The 20,274-nt window shown below is 31.7% G+C and carries 16 protein-coding genes and 1 tRNA gene; 9 read left to right on the forward strand and 8 right to left on the reverse strand.

The window, feature by feature from the left end:
* The 4 genes from AAC053_RS00005 to AAC053_RS00020 form a co-directional block, all read left to right on the forward strand.
* Positions 1-891: porin (locus AAC053_RS00005; protein WP_339751242.1), on the forward strand; the 891-nt coding region annotated here is incomplete at its 5' end.
* A gap of 77 nt (positions 892-968) precedes the next feature.
* A complete protein-coding gene (locus tag AAC053_RS00010) occupies positions 969-3,284 on the forward strand; it encodes an inorganic phosphate transporter (RefSeq protein ID WP_339751243.1) in 2,316 nt (771 codons plus the stop codon).
* A gap of 468 nt (positions 3,285-3,752) precedes the next feature.
* Entirely contained in the window at positions 3,753-4,604 is an 852-nt protein-coding gene (locus tag AAC053_RS00015) for an OmpA family protein (RefSeq protein WP_339751246.1), read from the forward strand.
* 103 nt (positions 4,605-4,707) lie between these two features.
* Positions 4,708-5,424 carry a DUF6503 family protein gene (locus AAC053_RS00020; protein WP_339751249.1) on the forward strand — a complete coding sequence of 239 codons (717 nt, stop codon included), beginning with the start codon at positions 4,708-4,710 and terminating at the stop codon, positions 5,422-5,424.
* Here the strand turns inward: AAC053_RS00020 and AAC053_RS00025 are convergent.
* From AAC053_RS00025 to AAC053_RS00035, 3 genes are all read right to left on the reverse strand, one after another.
* A complete protein-coding gene (locus tag AAC053_RS00025; RefSeq protein WP_339751251.1) occupies positions 5,421-7,181 on the reverse strand; it encodes a Na/Pi symporter in 1,761 nt (586 codons plus the stop codon). The two genes, AAC053_RS00020 and AAC053_RS00025, sit on opposite strands and share 4 nt — an antisense overlap.
* Before the next feature lie 206 nt (positions 7,182-7,387).
* The gene (locus AAC053_RS00030; protein WP_339751254.1) at positions 7,388-9,862 is read right to left on the reverse strand and encodes a ribonucleoside-diphosphate reductase subunit alpha; all 2,475 of its coding nucleotides are present in this window, start codon (positions 9,860-9,862) and stop codon (positions 7,388-7,390) included.
* 192 nt (positions 9,863-10,054) lie between these two features.
* Positions 10,055-11,035 carry a ribonucleotide-diphosphate reductase subunit beta gene (locus tag AAC053_RS00035; RefSeq protein WP_339751257.1) on the reverse strand — a complete coding sequence of 327 codons (981 nt, stop codon included), beginning with the start codon at positions 11,033-11,035 and terminating at the stop codon, positions 10,055-10,057.
* 691 nt (positions 11,036-11,726) lie between these two features.
* Here AAC053_RS00035 and AAC053_RS00040 point away from each other — a divergent pair.
* Positions 11,727-12,461, forward strand: coding sequence for a LytTR family DNA-binding domain-containing protein (locus tag AAC053_RS00040; RefSeq protein ID WP_339751260.1), 735 nt, complete (start codon positions 11,727-11,729; stop codon positions 12,459-12,461).
* Between the two features lie 3 nt (positions 12,462-12,464).
* Complete coding sequence (locus AAC053_RS00045; protein ID WP_339751263.1) at positions 12,465-14,402, forward strand: tetratricopeptide repeat protein; 1,938 nt, start codon at positions 12,465-12,467, stop codon at positions 14,400-14,402.
* A 425-nt stretch (positions 14,403-14,827) separates the two neighbouring features.
* Here AAC053_RS00045 and AAC053_RS00050 read toward each other — a convergent pair whose 3' ends face one another.
* Complete coding sequence (locus tag AAC053_RS00050) at positions 14,828-15,394, reverse strand: DUF3109 family protein (protein WP_339751266.1); 567 nt, start codon at positions 15,392-15,394, stop codon at positions 14,828-14,830.
* A gap of 175 nt (positions 15,395-15,569) precedes the next feature.
* Here AAC053_RS00050 and AAC053_RS00055 point away from each other — a divergent pair, with 175 nt between their 5' ends.
* Genes AAC053_RS00055 through AAC053_RS00065 form a run of 3 tightly spaced genes read left to right on the forward strand, consistent with a single transcriptional unit; the run spans position 15,570 to position 16,968 of the window.
* The gene (locus tag AAC053_RS00055; protein WP_339751418.1) at positions 15,570-16,151 is read left to right on the forward strand and encodes a MarC family protein; all 582 of its coding nucleotides are present in this window, start codon (positions 15,570-15,572) and stop codon (positions 16,149-16,151) included.
* A gap of 11 nt (positions 16,152-16,162) precedes the next feature.
* Entirely contained in the window at positions 16,163-16,363 is a 201-nt protein-coding gene (locus tag AAC053_RS00060) for a hypothetical protein (RefSeq protein ID WP_339751268.1), read from the forward strand.
* Positions 16,363-16,968 carry an NAD(P)-binding domain-containing protein gene (locus AAC053_RS00065; protein ID WP_339751270.1) on the forward strand — a complete coding sequence of 202 codons (606 nt, stop codon included), beginning with the start codon at positions 16,363-16,365 and terminating at the stop codon, positions 16,966-16,968. The genes AAC053_RS00060 and AAC053_RS00065 overlap by 1 nt, the downstream gene beginning before the upstream one ends.
* Before the next feature lie 7 nt (positions 16,969-16,975).
* On the opposite strand, the gene AAC053_RS00070 is transcribed toward AAC053_RS00065, so the two are convergent.
* From AAC053_RS00070 to AAC053_RS00085, 4 genes are all read right to left on the reverse strand, one after another.
* Entirely contained in the window at positions 16,976-18,583 is a 1,608-nt protein-coding gene (locus AAC053_RS00070) for a S41 family peptidase (protein WP_339751273.1), read from the reverse strand.
* Positions 18,583-19,014 (reverse strand): dCMP deaminase family protein, encoded by a 432-nt coding sequence (locus tag AAC053_RS00075; protein WP_339751275.1) that lies wholly within the window; start codon positions 19,012-19,014, stop codon positions 18,583-18,585. Before AAC053_RS00075 ends, AAC053_RS00070 begins: the two co-directional genes overlap by 1 nt.
* Positions 19,015-19,128: 114 nt before the next feature.
* Positions 19,129-19,692 carry a HupE/UreJ family protein gene (locus tag AAC053_RS00080; protein ID WP_339751277.1) on the reverse strand — a complete coding sequence of 188 codons (564 nt, stop codon included), beginning with the start codon at positions 19,690-19,692 and terminating at the stop codon, positions 19,129-19,131.
* 427 nt (positions 19,693-20,119) lie between these two features.
* Positions 20,120-20,201 (reverse strand) — tRNA-Leu (locus tag AAC053_RS00085).
* Positions 20,202-20,274: the final 73 nt, after the last annotated feature.

The following is a 20,274-nucleotide window of genomic DNA, read 5'->3' on the forward strand; positions in this document are numbered from 1 at the left end:
GCTAATGAATTTAATAGAAATACACCACGATATATTCTAGATGCAGTAATTATGTGGAATTTTGCTGACAACTGGGAATTATGGGCAGGGCAAACAAAACTGCCTGGCAATGTAGAACGAGTTGTGTCTTCAGCTAATCTTCAATTAATAGATCGTTCATTATTAAACAGTCGTTTTAATATTGACCGAGATTTAGGTATTCAATTACGTCATAAATCTAACTTAGGAGGTGATTTTTTAATGCGTGAAAAGCTTTCCGTATCCCAAGGAGAAGGAAGAAACGTTTCAGAAGGTAATATAGGAGGTCTTCAATATACAGCTCGACTAGAGTTTTTACCATTCGGAACATTCAAATCTAAAGGAGATTACAGTCAATCGGATTTAAAACGCGAAGCTAAACCAAAATTAATGATTGGTTTTACATATAACCTCAACCAAAATGCTGTGAGAGAAAGAGGATTTGCTGGTGATTATATGATTAGAACAGATGGCTCTATCTACGAAACAGACCAAATTACTATTTTCGCTGATGCTATGTTTAAGTATAAGGGCTTTTCTTTTATGGGAGAATATGCTAAACGAACAGCAGATGAAGCTATTGCCACTGAAACAGATGGCACAACACCAACAGGAGATATCGTTTTAACAGGTAACGCATTAAATTTACAAGCTGGTTATTTATTTAAAAGCAATTACGAAATAGCGGCTCGTTTTACTACAGTAGATTACGAATCTGAAACTGGAGCATTACCAACAGCTCAATATACTTTAGGAGGTTCAAGATATGTAGTTGGTCACAAATTAAAAGTGCAGTCCGATATTAGCTATACAAGCTTAGATGGAAATGACAGCAACATAACGTTTAGACTTGGATTTGATATTCATTTTTAAATTTAACAAATAACAATTAGGTAACATTCTAATTGAAATTTCTAATGATATTTGCAAACTTATTTTAAATAAAAATTATGGATAATATTTACTTATATATGTTGATTGCCATTACAGTTTTAGCTGTTGCTGATCTTGTAGTTGGTGTTAGTAATGATGCTATTAATTTCTTAAATTCTGCTATTGGTTCTAAGGCTATTTCTATGCGAACTATAATGATAGTAGCTAGTTTAGGTATTTTTATTGGAGCCGTATTTTCTAGTGGTATGATGGAGGTTGCACGTAAAGGCATCTTTGTACCAGCCATGTTTAATTTTGAGGACATTATGTACATTTTTATGGCCGTAATGATTACTGATATATTACTATTAGACTTCTTTAACACGCTTGGTTTACCAACTTCTACAACTGTATCTATTGTTTTTAACTTATTAGGCGCAGCAGTCGTAATGTCGGTAATTAAAATAACGGCTTCTGACTCTCAAACTCTTAGTGATTTAGGTAGTTATATTAATACTGAAAAAGCTATTGAAATTATTCAGGGAATCTTAATGTCTGTATTTATAGCATTCTCAGTAGGTGCATTGGTACAGTGGGTTTCGCGATTAATCTTCACCTTTCAATATGAAAATAAAATCAAGAATTTCGGCGCTATATTTGGTGCAGTTTGTTTAACAGCTATTACTTATTTCATCTTCTTAAAAGGACTAAAAGGAACTCCTTATTACAAAGATCTTAAAAGTATTGTAGAAGGAAATGAATTATATATTATCCTTGGTAGTTTTGTGCTGTGGTTAGGCGTTTCATTTGCTTTTCAGGCCATAACAAAAAAGACAATATTACTTGTAGTTATCGCTGTTGGAACATTTGGTTTAGCATTAGCATTTTCTGGTAACGATTTAGTAAACTTTATTGGAGTACCAATGGCTGCTTACCATTCTTACGAAGCATGGGTAGTTTCGGGTGTAGATCCTTCAATGTTCTCAATGGAAGTTTTAGATAAAAAGGTACCTGCAGAACCACTATTATTATTTATAGCTGGTGGAATTATGGTATTGACATTATGGTTTTCTAAGAAAGCAAAAACTGTTGCTGAAACGGAATTAAGTTTATCTCGTCAGGGAGATACTCACGAAAAGTTTGAGCCAAACGCTTTATCTAGAAGTGTTGTTAAAGGATCTTCTGCATTATCATCTTATTTTAGTGTTATTGTACCAAAATCAATTCAAGAAAAAATAGGTAGAAGCTTTGAAAAGCCAAATGAAGTTGCATTTACTAAAGATCAAAGTATTGATGCACCAGCTTTTGATATGATTAGAGCTGCAGTGAACTTAATGGTTGCTGGTGTTTTAATTGCCATTGCAACATCAATGAAATTGCCGCTTTCTACTACTTATGTGACTTTTATGGTTGCTATGGGAACCTCCTTTGCAGATAGAGCTTGGGGAAGAGAAAGCGCAGTATATAGAGTTGCTGGTGTATTAAATGTAATTGGAGGCTGGTTTGGTACTGCAATTGGAGCTTTTATAGCAGCTGGATTCGTAGTATTCCTAATACAATGGAACCCTTCAGTAATGACACCAATTTTATTACTATTAACAGGAATTCTGTTATATAGAAACTACAAAACTCATAAAGATGAGTCTAACAAAACTATCGATGAGGATAGTCTTAAAGAAACTGGCAGTAGTTCTGTACAAGGTGTAATTATTGAAAGCGCTAGTAATATTGCAAATGTTGTAAAACGTGGAAATAGAATCTATACAAATGCTGTAAAAGGTTTAGCAAAACAAGATTTAGTTTTATTAAAAAAGAATAAAAAGCAAATAGATAAGCTGTCTGAAGAAGTAGATGATTTACGTGATAATATTTTCTACTTTATTAAAAACTTAGACGAAACGAGCTTAAGAGCGAGTAGTTTTTATATTAATATCTTAGGTTATTTGCAGGATATGACGCAGTCTTTAGAATACATTTCTAAAACAAGCCATAAGCACATTAACAATAACCACAAGAAACTAAAGTTCAGTCAAATTAAAGAGCTAAAAGAAATTGATGATAAACTTGAAGTTTTATTTAGCGATACTGAAAAAGCGTTTAAGTCTGAATCTTTTGAACTCATCGAAAATATTCTAAACGAAAAGAAAGAAGTTTACGATTTGGTTAAGGAAAAAATTCATAAGCAAGTAGAGCGAACAAGAACAGAAGAGTCGAGTCCTAAAAACACAACACTTTATTTTAGCTTACTACTTGAAACAAAAGATTTACTTAATGCTACAATGAATTTGTTAGAAGAGTATCATAACTCTTTTGATAGCTCTGTTGAACCTGCTACTATAACAGTTACAGATGAAACTATTGTTGGATCTAATGATAAAGAAGAAGAATTATAAATAAAGCTTCTTAAGCTCTAAAGCCTTAATTAAAATTAGGGCTTTTTTTATTGAACATTTTAAAAAAAAAGTCAAAAAATCAAATCCAAAAATAGCTCCGATTATAATCGTCTAGATGGTACTAACCTTTATAATAAAGGCTATAAATGTTGCTATAACCTTGCTTACACCCAAAAGGCTTACAACAAATACTTATCTAACAATAAACGCCAAACTCTTTAAAGCCTCTTTCTAAGTTTTAATATTGCAGAGGCTTTAATAGCTAATACTACTGTAATTATTGTCTTAGGACAATAAAGGTAAATCAACCTAAATTAAAAAATACCAGAGTAACTTATTTTAATTTAGGTTTGTTGCGTTAGAGCATTAAATAGAGCATCTATTTTTAAAAATTTAAACGCTCAACGTCTAAAAAATACATTTAATCGTATATAGAACTATAAAACTAATTTATTCAAATTAAAAAAAATGAAAAAAATTTCAATTCTTTTAATAGCTGCAATTGTATTAAGTTCTTGTGTTTCAAAAAAGAAATACTTAGCCTTAGAACAAGAAAATGGTGAAATTAAAAGTCAACTAACTAAAACTACTGTAGCCAAAGAAGAATTAGAATCTAAATTTGCTAAAATCCAAGAGAGAGTAACTGTTTATAATTCTAAAATCAGCTCTTTAAACGAAGATGTAGAAGGCTTAAAAATAGAAAATGACATTAAGTTAAACGTTAATGCAGACGGAACAGTAATTTCTAACGAAAGCAAACGCAGAATGCTTGCGACATTAGAAAATGTAGATTCTACGAAATTAGCAGAAGCAAAAACATTAAAAGATTCTATGAACTTAGCTGTTCAGTACAATCTTGAAAAAACCATAAATACAAGTGATCTTAACGAAGATGAAGATATCTCAGTAAACATAAATGAAACTGTAGTAATGATTTCTATTTCTGATAAGATGTTATTCAACTCAGGTAGTTATAGAATTAGTAACAAAGCCAATAAGATATTACAGAAGTTAGCAGATGTAATTAATTCTGAAGAAAGTATAGATGTTATGGTAGAAGGTCATACAGACTCTAGAACTATAAACACTGAAAAGGTTTCAGATAACTGGGATTTAAGTGTCTTACGTGCTACTTCTGTTGTTAGAAAGCTTCAAAACAAATACAGGGTAAATCCTGCACAATTAATTGCGTCTGGACGTAGTAGTCACCAGCCTTTAGTTGAAAACGATTCTCGTGAGAACCGTTCTAAAAATCGTAGAACTCGTATTATTTTAATGCCAAATATTGATAAGTTTTTTGCTTTAATGGAGGCTAAATAATTCATTGTACTTTAAAACGGCAAGTTAAAAAAAGCATCCTCCCGTAAAATTCGGCATTGGGTGCTTTTTTTTGTTTCGTAATTTGTAGAAAAATTCAAACAAAATGAAATCAGTCTTAGCAATCATTTTTTTATGCTTCACTCTATATTGCTTTGGCCAAGACCTCACCTCTAGCCAACTATTAGAAAAATCTATAAATTACCACGACCCAAATGGAAACTGGGAACAATTTAATGATGAATTTACTGTGGTTATGACAACGCCAAAATCTTCAAAACGCACTAGTGTTATTTCTATTAATTTGCCCAAACAATATTTTAGCGTTAAAGCCACAAAAGATACAATTACTACAACATATACTTTAGATAAAGGAAAATGTAAAATAACCTATAACAGAACTATTTTAGATAACCAAAAAGCGAAAGAAAAAAACATGACTTGCGATAGAGCTACACTTTATAAAAATTATTACACCTATTTATATGGGTTACCAATGAAGCTTAAAGATTCTGGCACAAATCTTACCGACAAGGTTGAAAAGAAAATATTTAACGGCAAAGATTATTTAGTATTAAAAATAACATACGATGAAACAGTAGGCAGCGATGTTTGGTATTTTTATTTTAACCCAAAAAACTATGCTATGGAAGTTTATCAGTTCTTTAAAACGGATAACAAGGGTAAAGAAAAATCAGATAGTGGTGAATATATATTACTTTCTAAAGAAGCTGTTGTAAATGGTATTAAAATGCCAAAAGTGAGAGCTTGGTATTATAATAAAGGTGATAAATATTTGGGTACAGATACTTTAGAGCACTAGTTAGCATTATCAAGTAAGGTGTCTTTTTCTCCATATAGTAACTCTGCAACTTCAATTAATTTTTTAATTATTTCATTTACATTAGAGAAATCGTTAAATAAAGACGACGCCATTTCTGCATTAATTAAATCTTTTCTAATTAACTTATCTATAGATTTATTGCTATGTCTAATGTTTTCTTTAGCTTCTTCTTTTAATTGAGCTAACTTATTTGCATACACTTCAGAATCTTCCGCTTTTCTAAATAAATATATAATACGTAATACTTTGGTTATTTTTTTTCTAAATCCATCATATTCTTTCAACATATATTTATTATCTACACCTAAAGACAAGTTAATATTCTTATTTAACTCTCTTACATGTTTAATCATTTCGATCATTCTACGATTAGCAATTTTAATATCTAAGATCGTATTTATTTCCTTATCGTTTAGATTTAATTCATTTTCGGCGGTTGTAGCATATTTTATAATCTCACCGTAAATATTTTTTACTTTTTTGTAATAAATATCTTCAATATTTATGTTCAAGTCTTTATGAGATTTCTTAACTATATCTTTAACTTTTTTGTCAGATTTTATGTCATCTCTATGAATATTTAAGGCATGGGCAACAATTTCGAAAACGGCATTTTTATATAAATATTTCGACTCATTTATCAATGCAGAAATAATAGAATCTGGAAATTTTAAAACCTGTTTATTAAGATATTTTGGCTCATCAATATCCTTGTCTTCTCGATCTTTGAAGAATTTTAATAAAACACGTTCTACTATTTTAATAAACGGAATCATGATAATCACACCAATAACATTAAATATGGTATGAAACATTGCTAATTTTAAGGTGTAATCTGCAGCTCCAATGTTTATGAATTGAGATATTTTATTAACTAAATTTGCCAATGGATAAATTAAAGCTAAAGCCACAACTCCGGTTACTACATTGAAAATAAAATGCGCACCTGCTAATCGCCTACCAGCAACATTAGAACCCAAAGATCCTAAAATAGCAGTAATAGTAGTACCTACATTTGCTCCAATAGCAAGAGCTAATGCATTTTCGTATTCTATTTGACCAGCCGCCAAAGCAGTTAAAATTAATGCTAGTGTTGCACTACTAGATTGTAATATAGTTGTGATAATTATACCGAGACCTGTGTAAATAAGTACTCCTAGAAATCCTGATACTGCATATTGAGATAAATCTATATAATCCTTAAAAACATCAAAGCCTTCTTTCATATAATGGATACCAAGAAAGAAAAAGCCTAGTCCAGCCAATACATTTCCAATACCTTTTATTGACGACTTTTTTTGAAAAGAAAAAATAATCCCAAAAATTAGCATAGGCATTGCTAAAGCTGCTATTTTTATTTTTAAACCAAAGCCTGCAACTAACCAAGCTGTTGCTGTAGTCCCTATGTTTGCACCAAAAATTAACCCAATACCACCAGATAATGAAATAAGGCCAGCGCTTATAAAAGAAATAGCTATAACAGAAACCAAAGAGCTAGATTGAATAATCGCTGTTACAAAAGCACCTGCAGAAATACTTTTGTACAATTTATTTGTTGCCTTTTTTAAAACATTTTGAAGTGGTCCTTTAGTGAATGCCTTAAAGCCTTCCTCCAGCAAAACCATGCCAAATAATAAAATAGCAACACCTGCTACTATCGTTTTAAAATTAGAGTATAAATAGAGTAAAACGGCTAGAACAGTTAGGAGGCCTATAAAAACAGACTTTTTAAACATGTATGGTACAATTCATAATTGATGTTATGTTAAATTAATGCAAACTTATTGTAAACACAAAATGATTGCTTTAAAATTATTTAAATGAATATGCTTTACTATACAAATAATGTGTCTGAAAGCAAAAAAACATCTCTGAATAGAGATGCTTTTTATAACAATTTGCTTCGGTTACTTTTGGCAACCAAAATTTACAATTATTCAGATTAAGAACCACACATTAAACAATCATCCCCTTCTGCTTCTTTAGCTTGTGAGATTAATGCTTTCATTTCTTCTGCGCTCATTGGTTCTGCCTCTGGTGATGTTTCTTGCACAAACTTCGCTGCAGTTTTAGCTGCTTTTTGCTTTTGTTGCGTTACAACAACTTCTTCTTGTTCTTCAACCACTTCCGCTACTGGCTCTTTTTTAACTTCTTTAGTAACCGTAAATTTCTTAGCATCTACAGCAGACTTTGTACGTAAATAATACATACCAGTTTTTAAACCACTCTTCCATGCATAGAAGTGCATAGACGTTAACTTTGCCATCGTTGCTCCTTCTAAAAATAAGTTTAAGGACTGAGATTGGTCAATAAAATAACCTCTTTGACGAGACATATCGATAATGTCTTTCATACTCATTTCATAAACCGTCTTATAAAGTTCTTTAATATCATCAGGAATATTATCTACACCTTGTATAGAACCGTTAGCTCTCATGATTTCGTTTTTAAGACCTTCATTCCAAAGTCCTAAATCTACTAAATCTTCTAACAAATGCTTGTTCACAACAATGAATTCACCTGACAATACACGACGTGTGTATATATTAGATGTATATGGCTCAAAACACTCGTTATTCCCTAAGATTTGAGATGTTGATGCTGTTGGCATTGGTGCTACTAACAATGAGTTACGCACACCATGTTTCTTAACTTGCTTGCGTAATTTATCCCAATCCCAACGACCGCTTAAAGTATCTTCTTGCACATTCCATAAATTATGCTGAAACTCACCTTTGCTTATTGGCGACCCTTCGTAAGTTTCGTAAGCTCCGTCTGTTTTTGCTTCTTCCATACTTGCAGTAACTGCTGCAAAATATAAAGTTTCAAAAATCTCTTGGTTTAGAGTCTTAGCCTCATCACTTGTAAAAGGCAAACGTAACTTAATAAAAGTATCTGCTAAACCTTGTACACCTAAACCAATTGGCCTGTGCTTAAGGTTAGAGTATTCAGCTTCAATTACAGGGTAATAATTACGATCTATGACTCTGTTTAAGTTTTTAGTTACACGCTTAGTAATTCTGAATAATTCCTTGTGATCAAACTCTCCATTTTTAATGAACATTGGTAAGGCAATAGACGCTAAATTACAAACAGCAACCTCATCTGGAGAGGTGTACTCCATAATTTCAGTACATAAGTTAGACGACTTAATAGTTCCTAAATTCTTCTGATTAGACTTACGGTTAGCTGCATCTTTGTACAACATGTAAGGTGTGCCTGTTTCAATCTGAGATTCTAAAATTTTCTCCCAAAGCTCTCGCGCTTTAATCGCTTTACGACCTTTTCCTGCACTTTCATACTTTAGGTATAGTGCTTCAAATTCTTCACTGTGTACATCTGATAAACCAGGACATTCGTTAGGACACATTAGAGTCCATTCTGCGTTTTCCTGCACACGTTTCATGAATAAATCTGGCATCCACATGGCGTAGAATAAATCTCTAGCACGTAATTCTTCAGCACCATGGTTTTTCTTAAGATCTAAGAAACTCATAATATCTGCATGCCAAGGCTCAATATACATCGCAAAACTGCCTTTACGTTTTCCACCACCTTGATCTACATAACGAGCCGTATCATTAAATACTTTTAGCATTGGCACAATGCCATTACTTGTACCATTTGTACCTGCAATATAACTCCCTGTTGCTCTTACGTTATGGATAGATAAACCAATTCCACCTGCAGATTGCGAAATCTTAGCAGTTTGCTTTAATGTGTCGTATATACCATCGATACTATCATCTTTCATGGCTAATAAAAAACATGAAGACATTTGTGGTTTTGGAGTTCCGGAATTGAATAATGTTGGCGTTGCGTGTGTAAAATATTTTTTAGACATTAACTCATAAGTTTCAATAGCTGCATCTAAATCATTTAGATGAATACCAATAGAAACTCGCATAAGCATGTGCTGTGGACGTTCTGCAATCTGTCCGTTTAATTTTAAAAGATAAGAACGTTCTAAGGTTTTAAATCCAAAATAATCATAACCAAAATCACGGTTATAGATTATTGTAGAATCTAATCTGTCCTTATTTTCTATGATGACGTTATATACCTCATCCGAAAGTAAAGGAGCATCTTTACCTGTTCTTGGGTTTACATACGTATATAAATCTTCCATAACCTCGCTAAAGGTCTTTTTAGTGTTTTTGTGTAAGTTAGAAACAGAAATACGTGCCGCTAAACGTGCATAATCTGGATGTGCAGTAGTCATTGTTGCAGCAATCTCAGCAGCCAGATTATCTAGCTCACTCGTAGTTACACCATCGTACAAACCTTCAATAACACGCATGGCTACTTTTAAAGGATCTACTAGCTCGTTTAAGCCATAGCATAATTTACGAACTCTCGCCGTAATTTTGTCGAACATAATTTGTTCTCTTCTTCCGTCTCTTTTTAGTACAAACATATTTTACACTTTTAGTTAGTTTTTCTGAAATCGCCATTTCAGAAAAGGGGTTAGTTAGTCATTCTATTTATGTAATTGATTGGTTTTAAGCAGACAATTACAATAAGTTGTTAGTTAATTTTAAAATTGGGCAATAACATACTCAGTTAAGGGCTGGGATTTTCCAATAAAAAGTTTTTTGGTTGATTTTGATTAAAAATCGAAATCCATATTGTATTTATCCTCGTCAACCTCTTTGTTTAAAACACCTGCTTTTTGGTAATCGCCAACTCTCTTCTCAAAGAAGTTTGTTTTACCTTGAAGCGATATCATATCCATAAAATCGAAAGGATTAGCAGTATTATATACTTTTTGGCAACCTAAATCGTCCAATAGACAATCCGTTACAAACTCTAAATACTGAGACATTAGGTTAGCATTCATTCCTATTAAACTTGCAGGAAGTGATTCGGTAATAAACTCTCTCTCTATATTTAAAGCATCTACAATAATGGCTGTAATACGCTCTTTTGGTACTTTGTTTACTAAGTGGTTTTCGTGTAAGTGAACTGCAAAATCACAGTGCATACCCTCATCTCTAGAAATCAACTCATTAGAAAAGGTTAATCCTGGCATTAAACCACGTTTTTTTAACCAAAAAATAGAGCAAAACGATCCTGAAAAGAAAATCCCTTCTACAGCTGCAAAAGCAATTAAACGCTCTGCAAAACTTGGAGATTCTATCCATTTTAATGCCCAATCTGCTTTTTTCTTAATTGCCGGAAATGTTTCAATAGCATTAAAAAGGCCTGCCTTTTCTTTTTCGTCTTTAACATAAGTGTCAATTAATAATGAATATGTTTCACTATGAATATTCTCCATCATAATTTGAAAACCATAGAAAAACTTAGCTTCACTGTACTGCACTTCGTTTACAAAGTTTTCTGCTAAATTTTCATTAACAATACCATCACTAGCGGCAAAAAATGCCAAAACGTGTTTTATAAAATAACGCTCATCGTCATTTAATTTAGTCGTCCAATCTGTAATGTCTTGGTGTAAATCAATTTCTTCTGCAGTCCACATACTAGCTTCAGATTTTTTGTACCATTCCCACAAATCGTGATGCTGAATTGGAAAAATAACAAATCTATCTTTGTTTTCTGCTAAAATTGGTTCTACTTTTTGAGACATTATTTTGGGCTTTTATTGAAAATTACACATATATATTTTGGTATGGTCTGGGACTTACAAAGATTCAAAAATGTAGAGGAAAAAGAAAGACAATGTTATAAACATTGTCAACAAGTTTTTAACAAACTCTTGTAATACCCATAAAACGGTAAATTGAATAAAATTATATACAAATATATGATAATCAGTAATTTACTATAATGTTAATTAATAAATTATTGTAGGTTTTATCGCATAAAATAATACGTTAGCAACCGTGCTTATTGATAATTTCAACTTAAAATTTAAAAGAAATTACTAAACAAAAAAGAGCGCTTTAGTAACGCTCTTTTTTCCCTAATAACTAACTAAACTAATGAAAAGCAATTTTTAAAATTGCTCAAAAATATATTAATATTTAAAAAAAATTAGGAATTTTATAAATTCTAGCTTTTTCTTATTAATAATATTTAATCTTAAAGACAAACCCTAATTTGTACTTTATTTGATCAATTTTGTTTACCAAATATCTATATAACATCTCTATTTTTTTTGTCGTAATGTATAACTGGTAAAAAAAAGTGTATAACTAGCTATGAGTAAAATTGATTTATTTTTTAAAGCACATTATACACAAAAGCATACATCGTACACATATTTACATGTTAGATATTTATTATATACATATATTTATAATCTATAATTATTTACAATGTTAAAAGCTGTAATTGTTGATGATGAGTTTAAGGCTATTCAAGGTTTAATTTGGGAGCTAAGTAATTTTAGTAAAGAGATTGAGGTTATGGCCTCTTTTACAAACCCAGATGAAGCCTTAAAGTATTTAGATTTAAATACACCCGACTGTTTGTTCTTAGATGTACAAATGCCAACTATGGGTGGGTTTCAGTTTTTAGAGCAATTAAAACATACCGATTTTGCAGTTGTAATTACCACGGCTTATGATGAATATGCCATTAAAGCCTTAAAACACGAAGCTATTGATTACCTCTTAAAGCCTATTGATTCTGATGATTTAAGAGATTCTATTACTAAAATTAAAAAGCATAGCGACCGCACTGTTAATTCAATAAAATTTGAACGTGTGTTGTCTAATTTCAATTCTAAATTCGACAAAAAACGAATTACTATTAACACAGACGGAAAATTACTCTTCTTAGATGTTGACGATATTATTTATATAGAGTCAGACGGAAACTATAGCACATTGTTTTTACAAGACCAGAAAAAAATAGTGGTGACAAAAAAATTAAAGGAAGTCGATGCCATTTTGCCCGAACATTATTTTTTTAGAATTCATAATTCATTCATAATCAACCTGAATAAAATAAAAGTATTTATAAAAAACGAAGGTTATGTAATTATGGATAGTGACCATAAAATCCCTGTTGCTAGACAACGAAAATCTGATTTTCTTGAAAAGCTATAAAACATGAATTATCTTTTTTTACATAAGATTTTTAGTCTTTCCATTCTGTTATTTTTATATACTTCTCAAAGCAATGCACAAAAAGGAGATTTTGAAAATGCATTAACTTTTATCGAAAGCATAAAGCCTTCAAAATATATACGTATAGACTCCGTTTTAAAACCGTTTGAAAGAGATAGTGCCAAGATGAAGCTTTTATTAGCAACCTCTAAAGCAAATGCTTATAATGAAGGCTCTTGTTATGCCTTAAATGCACTAGGTGTTATTAATAGAAATATTTCTAATTACGACAAATCAATTAAGTTTCATCAAGAAGCCAAGCAATATGCTGAAAAAGCAAATAGTGAGGAATTAAGAATTATAAGTCTTAATATGATTGGCGTGGCTTACAGACGCATGGACGTTATTAAGCCAGCTTTAGACTATCATTCGGAAGCTTTAAAAATAGCCTATTCAGTTATAAACCCTTCCAATACGGTAAACCGAAGTATTGCAGTATCACAAAACAGTATTGGCAACATTTATTTGGCTTTGAAGCAATACGATTTAGCCATATCCCAATTTAATAAGTCACTAGAAATTGAGAAGAAAGCAGATAATAAACTCGGCTTAGCGATTAACTATCATAATATCGGCTATGCAGAAGAAGCAAAAGGAAATTTAGACTCAGCTCTAGTAAATTATGAAAAATCATTAGACTATAATAATGCTATTGACTCAGAAATTGGTCGCGTCATTTGCGAAAATAGCATTGGAGGGATTTACCTAAAAAAAGAAAATTATAAAGAAGCAGAACCTATTATAAAAGAGGCTTTGGAAAAAGCACTAAAATTAGATGATCAATTCTATATTGCCTCAACTTATCTCAATCTTGGGCAATTAGAAATTAAATTATATCAACTTTCATCAGCAGAAAAAAACTTAAACAAAGCGCTTGAAATTGCAACCGCCTATAATTTAAAATCTTCTGTGGCAGAATCCAACAAACTTCTTTCAGAAATTAACCAGGAAAACAAAAATTTTAAATCTGCATTAGACTATTACCAAAAAGCTGTTGAGATTGAGAACACCATTCTGACTGAGCAAAATCTTCAGTATGTTAATGATATTGCCATAGAATATGAAAATGAAAATAAAACCAATCAGATAAAGACCTTGGCTTTAGAGAATGAAGCTGTAAGGCTTCGCTTAGAGAAAAATAAAAAAATATTGTTATACACTTCACTATCATTAGTAGTTTTGAGTATTGCTTTGTTTATTATAAATAGAACCAAAGCTTTAAAACGAGATAAACATATTTTAACCTTAGAACAAGATATGTTACGAAGCCAAATGAATCCGCATTTTATCTTTAATTCTTTAAATTCAATTAAGCTATATATTATTAACAATGAGAAGGAAAACGCGGTGTATTACTTAAATAAATTTTCGAAATTAATTCGAAAAATATTAATGGCTTCAAAAGAGAAAGAAACATCTCTCAAAGATGAACTTGAGACTATGAAGCTATACATGAATATTGAAAACATTCGTTTTTCTAACGAAATAGATTTTAGTATTAATGTAGATGAATCTATAAATATAGAAATCATTAAAGTGCCTTCCTTAGTACTACAGCCTTTTTTAGAAAACGCTCTATGGCATGGCTTGTCTTCAAAATCTGAAGATAAAAAGGTGGAATTAAACGTAATTAAAAAATCGCCAGATTATATAACTGTAGAGATTATAGACAATGGTATTGGCAGAATTGCTTCACGAAAAATAAAAGACCTTAAAAAATTAAAACAGAAATCTGTAGGTATAGACATTACTAAAGCACGACTTGCCAATTTCTCTGAAGCTTTCGTTAATTCTTACAATTTAGAGATTGAAGATTTATATAATAACAAAACACCTTCTGGCACCAAGGTGGTATTGCAAATCCCAACAAACAAGCTATAGTTATGTGATTTTTAGATTTCTTCTTATCTTTTTTTCATAAATCATCTTCATCATTAAAACCATTATCAGCATATATTTTCATTGAAAGACACATTAAATTCTTTGGGTAGGTTTATAAAGTTTGCACCTAAAACTTGATTAAAACTCAACGGAGCATCATTAATAATGTTGAGTTATATATGTTGTTAAAATCGTAAGTAGAAGGTAATTTAATTTTTGATATTTTTTGAGATTACGAGTTTTTTAAAGCCAATTAGTAACGTTAAAAAAACGGCTTTACTAAATATTGAATTTTCGTTTTTAATTTTTAATAATTAACTAACTGCAAAACAATAGCTTACAATTTGAGTTTATAGAACTCGGATGCAATGCATATTTGGTTCTAAAAATTGTATGCAGACTATGAAAAAAATTTAGAACTAAACCTATTTCATTTTTTCAGCCACCTTTTCCAATTCAGCATACCAATCTTCACCAAATTTTCTAATAAGTGCTTCTTTCACAAATTTATATACAGGGACTTGCAATTCTTTACCTAAAGAGCAGGCATCATCACAAATTTCCCACTTATCGTAATTTACGCCAGAGAATTCTGTATATTCTCTAACTCTAATTGGATACAAATGACAAGATACAGGTTTTTTCCAAGAGATTTCCCCTTGGTTATAAGCTTCCTCTATAGCACAAAGTGCCGTTTTTTTATCATCAAAAATTACATAGGCACAATCTGCACCATTAATTAATGGAGTTTCAAAATCACCAAAAGATGTAATTATTGACGTACCTTGTTTTTCTATGGCATCAATACCTTCCTTACGAAGAAATGGCTTTACTTTTGAATAGATATCTTGAAGGATTTTTGTCTCATCTTCATCTAGAGGAGCACCAGCATCACCATCTATACAACAAGCTCCTTTGCAAGCTGAAAGGTTACACACAAAATCCTTCTCAATAATATCTTCTGAGACTATGGTTTTTCCGAGTTGAAACATGTCGCAAAAATAGTTAAACTTTACGATTATTTAATATTGAAAATCTGCAATAAAGTCGCATCTTTGCCGCGAATTTTGAGTCTATGAAGACTATTTGGCTAGTAACGCTAGTAAACACCTGTCTTTTAAAGCTCCGTAATTAATTTGCAATTATTTTAAATGATTAAAAATGCAACTGAATTTAGATTTTAAACAAATATTTACAGCCTTTATGGTTCTTTTTGCCGTAATAGATATTATTGGAAATATTCCGATTATTATAGATTTACGCAAAAAAGTTGGTCATATACAAAGTGAGAAAGCATCTCTAATTGCAGGTGTTATTATGATTGTTTTTTTATTTGTAGGTAAAAGTTTACTTAATCTAATTGGTATAGATGTCAACTCTTTTGCAGTTGCTGGTGCTTTTGTTATATTCTTTATTGCTTTAGAAATGATTCTAGGCATTACGCTTTATAAGGATGATGGCCATAACGCTATAACGGCTTCTGTCTTTCCATTAGCATTTCCACTTATTGCAGGACCAGGAAGTTTAACGACCTTACTATCCTTACGTGCCGAATTTGCTACAGAAAATATAATTGTGGCAGTAATTAGCAATGTTGTGGTAATTTATGTTGTGCTAAAAACCTCTGCAAAAATTGAACGCATAATAGGAGCGAATGGAATTAACATTATAAGAAAAGTTTTTGGCGTAATTTTGTTAGCCATTGCTGTTAAATTATTTGCTCATAACATAAAGGAACTATTAGCTTAAAAATTTAAACCATGAAGATATTTACAATTGCTTTAACGATTATTGCTATAGCTCTTATCATTTTCAACGCTACTAAATTAAATTTTGAAGCGCTCTTTGAAGATGAAAGTTATACTGCAATACTCACTATAATTGTAGCACTATGCGCTATCATCTTATTACAAATTCTTAGGATTTCAAAAAAAATTGAAAAATTAGATAAAAGACGTTAATGATTTTTGATGTTTTAATTATTGGTGGTGGAGCAGCTGGTTTATCTTGTGCATTAGTTTTGGGCTCTGCAAAAGATAAAGCTTTTGCAAAAGAAAAGAAGGTTGCAATTATAACGCATCAAAAAACCTCGCACCTTCAAAACGCATTATTTAATAATGTTTTAGGATTGGCACCAGGCACTTTGGGTAGAGATGTTTTAAAAGACGGTAAGCAACAACTCAATGACTTATATCCTCATGTAACTCTACTTGAAAACGAAAAAGTTACAGCTATAAAAAAGCATTCTGAAGGATTCGTTGTCACTACTAATAAAAACACTTATCAATCAAAAATTGTAATCATTGCAGTTGGCTACACCAGTTTAATTACCATAAAAGGCTTGGGAAATTACATAGAAACTCATCCAAGAGCAGCCGTAGAAAAAGATAGAATTTGGTTAAAAAATACAGATCATCTAATTGAAGACAATCTATACGTTGCTGGTACTTTAGCTGGCTGGAGAAGTCAATTTGCTATGGCTTGTGGAAGTGGGTCTCAAGTTGCTACTGATATTCTAACACTTTGGAACGATGGAAAACACACCAAAATTCACGATAAAATTTAATATAGTATTACTGCTTAAAATTTGGATACTCGGTACTTAAAAGTATTACTTCTTGTACCATCACATCTTCCTTATTAATAATCTCTTCAAAGGCATTATCATCAAATAACTGACGTGCAAGTGTTGCTTTTATTAAGCGTCTTATTTCATCATTGTAGGCAACAAAAGTAATGTTAGTACGTTCTCTTTTGTTGACATATTCCTGAAAACGAACAACGATATCGTCACTTACTTCATAATTATTAATGAAATCGTACTTAGAAACATCACTAAAGACGTTTCTATCTTTATCTAATTCTTCAAAAACAAAATAACCAAAATACCCTCTCCTCCGCAGGTAATTAACAGTCTCATTGTTAAACAAACGATCTACTGGTACAAATACATCTGGAATTATACCACCTCCTCCGTAAACCACTTTACCTTTTGGTGTTGTGAATTTTAACGAATCATCAACATCTATGTTTTCTTTATCTGCAAACTCACCTGTTCTTAAACGCTTGTAGTAATCATTATAATAACTTGTGTTGTTCCCATTAGTATAGGGTCTTTGGATTGAGCGACCTGTAGGCGTATAATATCTAGAAACAGTTAAGCGAACAGCACTTCCATCTCCCAAAGCCATTTCGCGTTGTACAAGACCTTTTCCATAGGAGCGTCGTCCAATAATAATACCTTTATCGTTATCTTGAAGTGCGCCTGCAATGACCTCACTAGCAGATGCGGAATTTTCATTGATTAATATATAAATTTCCCCTTCTTCAAAATCGCCCCTGTTGGTGGCGTATGTGCGTTCTTCTCTTCCCTTTTTATCTTTTGTAAATAAAATCAGCTTATCATCTTCTAAAAATTCATCTGCAATTTGCTCAGCAATACCCAAAAATCCACCAGGATTGTCACGTAAATCTAAAGCTAATTTTGTAGCTCCCTGATCTTGAAGCCCCTCTAGAGCTAACTTAAATTCTTTATAAGTAGTTTCTGCAAAACGATTCATTTTTATGTAACCTAATTGGTCGGTTAACATGTAAGCAGCTTCTACACTCTTTATTGGTATATTTTTTCGCTTTACTTCAAATTCTAATAAGTCATCTTCACCTTTTCTGTAAACCGTTAGTTTAACCTTTGTGTTTTTATCTCCTTTAAGCTTTTGAGTTATGATATCGTTGGTAATATCTCTCCCAAAAATCGTATCGCCATCAGCCAAAAGAATGCGATCACCACTCATAATTCCGGCGCGTTCACTTGGGCCGTATTCAGTTGGTTTTACTACAGCTATTGTATCTTTATATGGATAAAAGTTAATTCCAATACCAACGAAATCACCCTTCATATTTTCGGTGATTCGTTGTAAATCTTCTTTTGGAATATAAGTTGAGTGTGGATCTAAATTATCTAAGATACCATTTACTGTAACATCAACAATACTATCGGTATTAATATCGTCAACATACTCGTAATCTATATAATCAATTAAACGGTTGAGTTTATCTTTTTTACTATTAGTAGTAAAAAGATTATCAGACGTATCCGTGAAATTTAATTTTCCGCCAATAACTACACCTGCTGCAATTGCAACACCAATAATTAGTGGTATGTATTTGTCTTTTGTTGGCATTAAGCTTTTAAATCTTCAATATATTCTAATTCTATACCTGCTTTTTCTAAAAACTGTAAGCCCGAACCATCTTTATAACCTTTGTGATAAACCACCCTAATTATACCTGCTTGATGAATCAACTTACTACACTCTTTGCATGGCGATAATGTAATATAGAGGGTTGCTCCTTTGCATGATTGTGTGGATGATGCCACTTTTAAAATTGCATTAGCTTCGGCATGCAATACGTACCATTTGGTATAACCTTCGTCATCTTCACAATAATTCTCAAAACCTGTAGGTGTACCATTATAGCCGTCAGAAATTATCATTCGGTCTTTAACGATAAGTGCACCGACTTGTTTGCGTTTACAATGAGATAATTTCCCCCATTCTTTTGCAATGCGTAAATAAGCTTTATCGTAACGTAACTGTTTTTTCTTTGGCATTAAAAATAATTGTAGTACAATGTTAACAACGAATATAAAAGGTTAGTATTTTATAACCAATTTACTATCAGTTAAAGTTTTACCAAACTTTAAATTCTACTTTAAAAAATCACTTTAAATTACCATAGTAATCACCAACCCAACAACGATAGATGAAAGCACCATCACCCAATCCCGACGCGAAAACCTGAAGATAGTTTGAAACAAGAAGCCAAAAAACAATACAACAAATACAATGATGACCTGTGCAATCTCAATTCCTAGAGCAAATTCTATAAGAAAGACTAGAGAGTTATCTGCTATCATTTTAAACTCTCTAGCAAAACCAAATCCATGGATAAGCCCAAAAAATAAAGTTGTAAAAAACAACAAGCCTATTTTACTTCCTCTATCCTTTTTACCAGCAGTAAGTACATTATAAATCGCTGTAATTAATATAGTCATTGGAATTAGAAATTCGACCAATTCTCCGTTAACACTAACAACATCATAAGCACCTAAAACTAAGGATATGGAATGACCTACTGTAAAAAGCGAAACCAAAACCAAAACTCGTTTCCAGTCTTTAAACACATAAGGCACTGCAAGTACCATTAAGAAAAGCACATGGTCGTAACCGTTTATATCTAATATATGATCAATGCCAATTTTTACATTGAACCAAAAATTTTCTAACATAATTAATTCATTTGGGATAAATCAAAGTTACAATTAAAAAGCAATATGCTTCAGTTAAAATAAAGTGAATAAAATTTGCTCATTTCTGTTTCTTTCGGAAGATTGCGATTCTCAAAGCTCTAATAACTTATAGAGATGTTATCAAGAAAGGCAGAGTGAATAGAACCATCGAGGTACTAGTATCACAAGAAGTAGTGTAAGCAAAAACGCTTTCAGCTCCAACGCAAGCAAAATAGCTAGTGGCTGCCTTATTAGTAAGTGTATAGCCTGCAGGCACTTTATTGTTAGCAATTTCATTGAAATTCTCAAAACTTCTATTTGAGAGAATGCTGTGATACTGAATAGTATCACATAAACATGTTACTCTGTAGTTACATGTTTATAATATAAGCCCTAAAAATCAAATGATTATTAGGGCTTATAACAGTACTCAAGGTGGGAATCGAACCCACACGACCGAAGTCACTGGATTTTGAATCCAGCGCGTCTACCAATTCCGCCACTTGAGCAATTTTGGACTGCAAAAATAGAAAATATTTTCTCCCAATCAATCAAAATTAGTAGGTTTTATGCTTTAACTAG

Origin of the sequence: uncultured Winogradskyella sp., from assembly GCF_963975125.1 — a bacterium.
In the GTDB taxonomy this organism is placed as follows: Bacteria; Bacteroidota; Bacteroidia; order Flavobacteriales; family Flavobacteriaceae; genus Winogradskyella.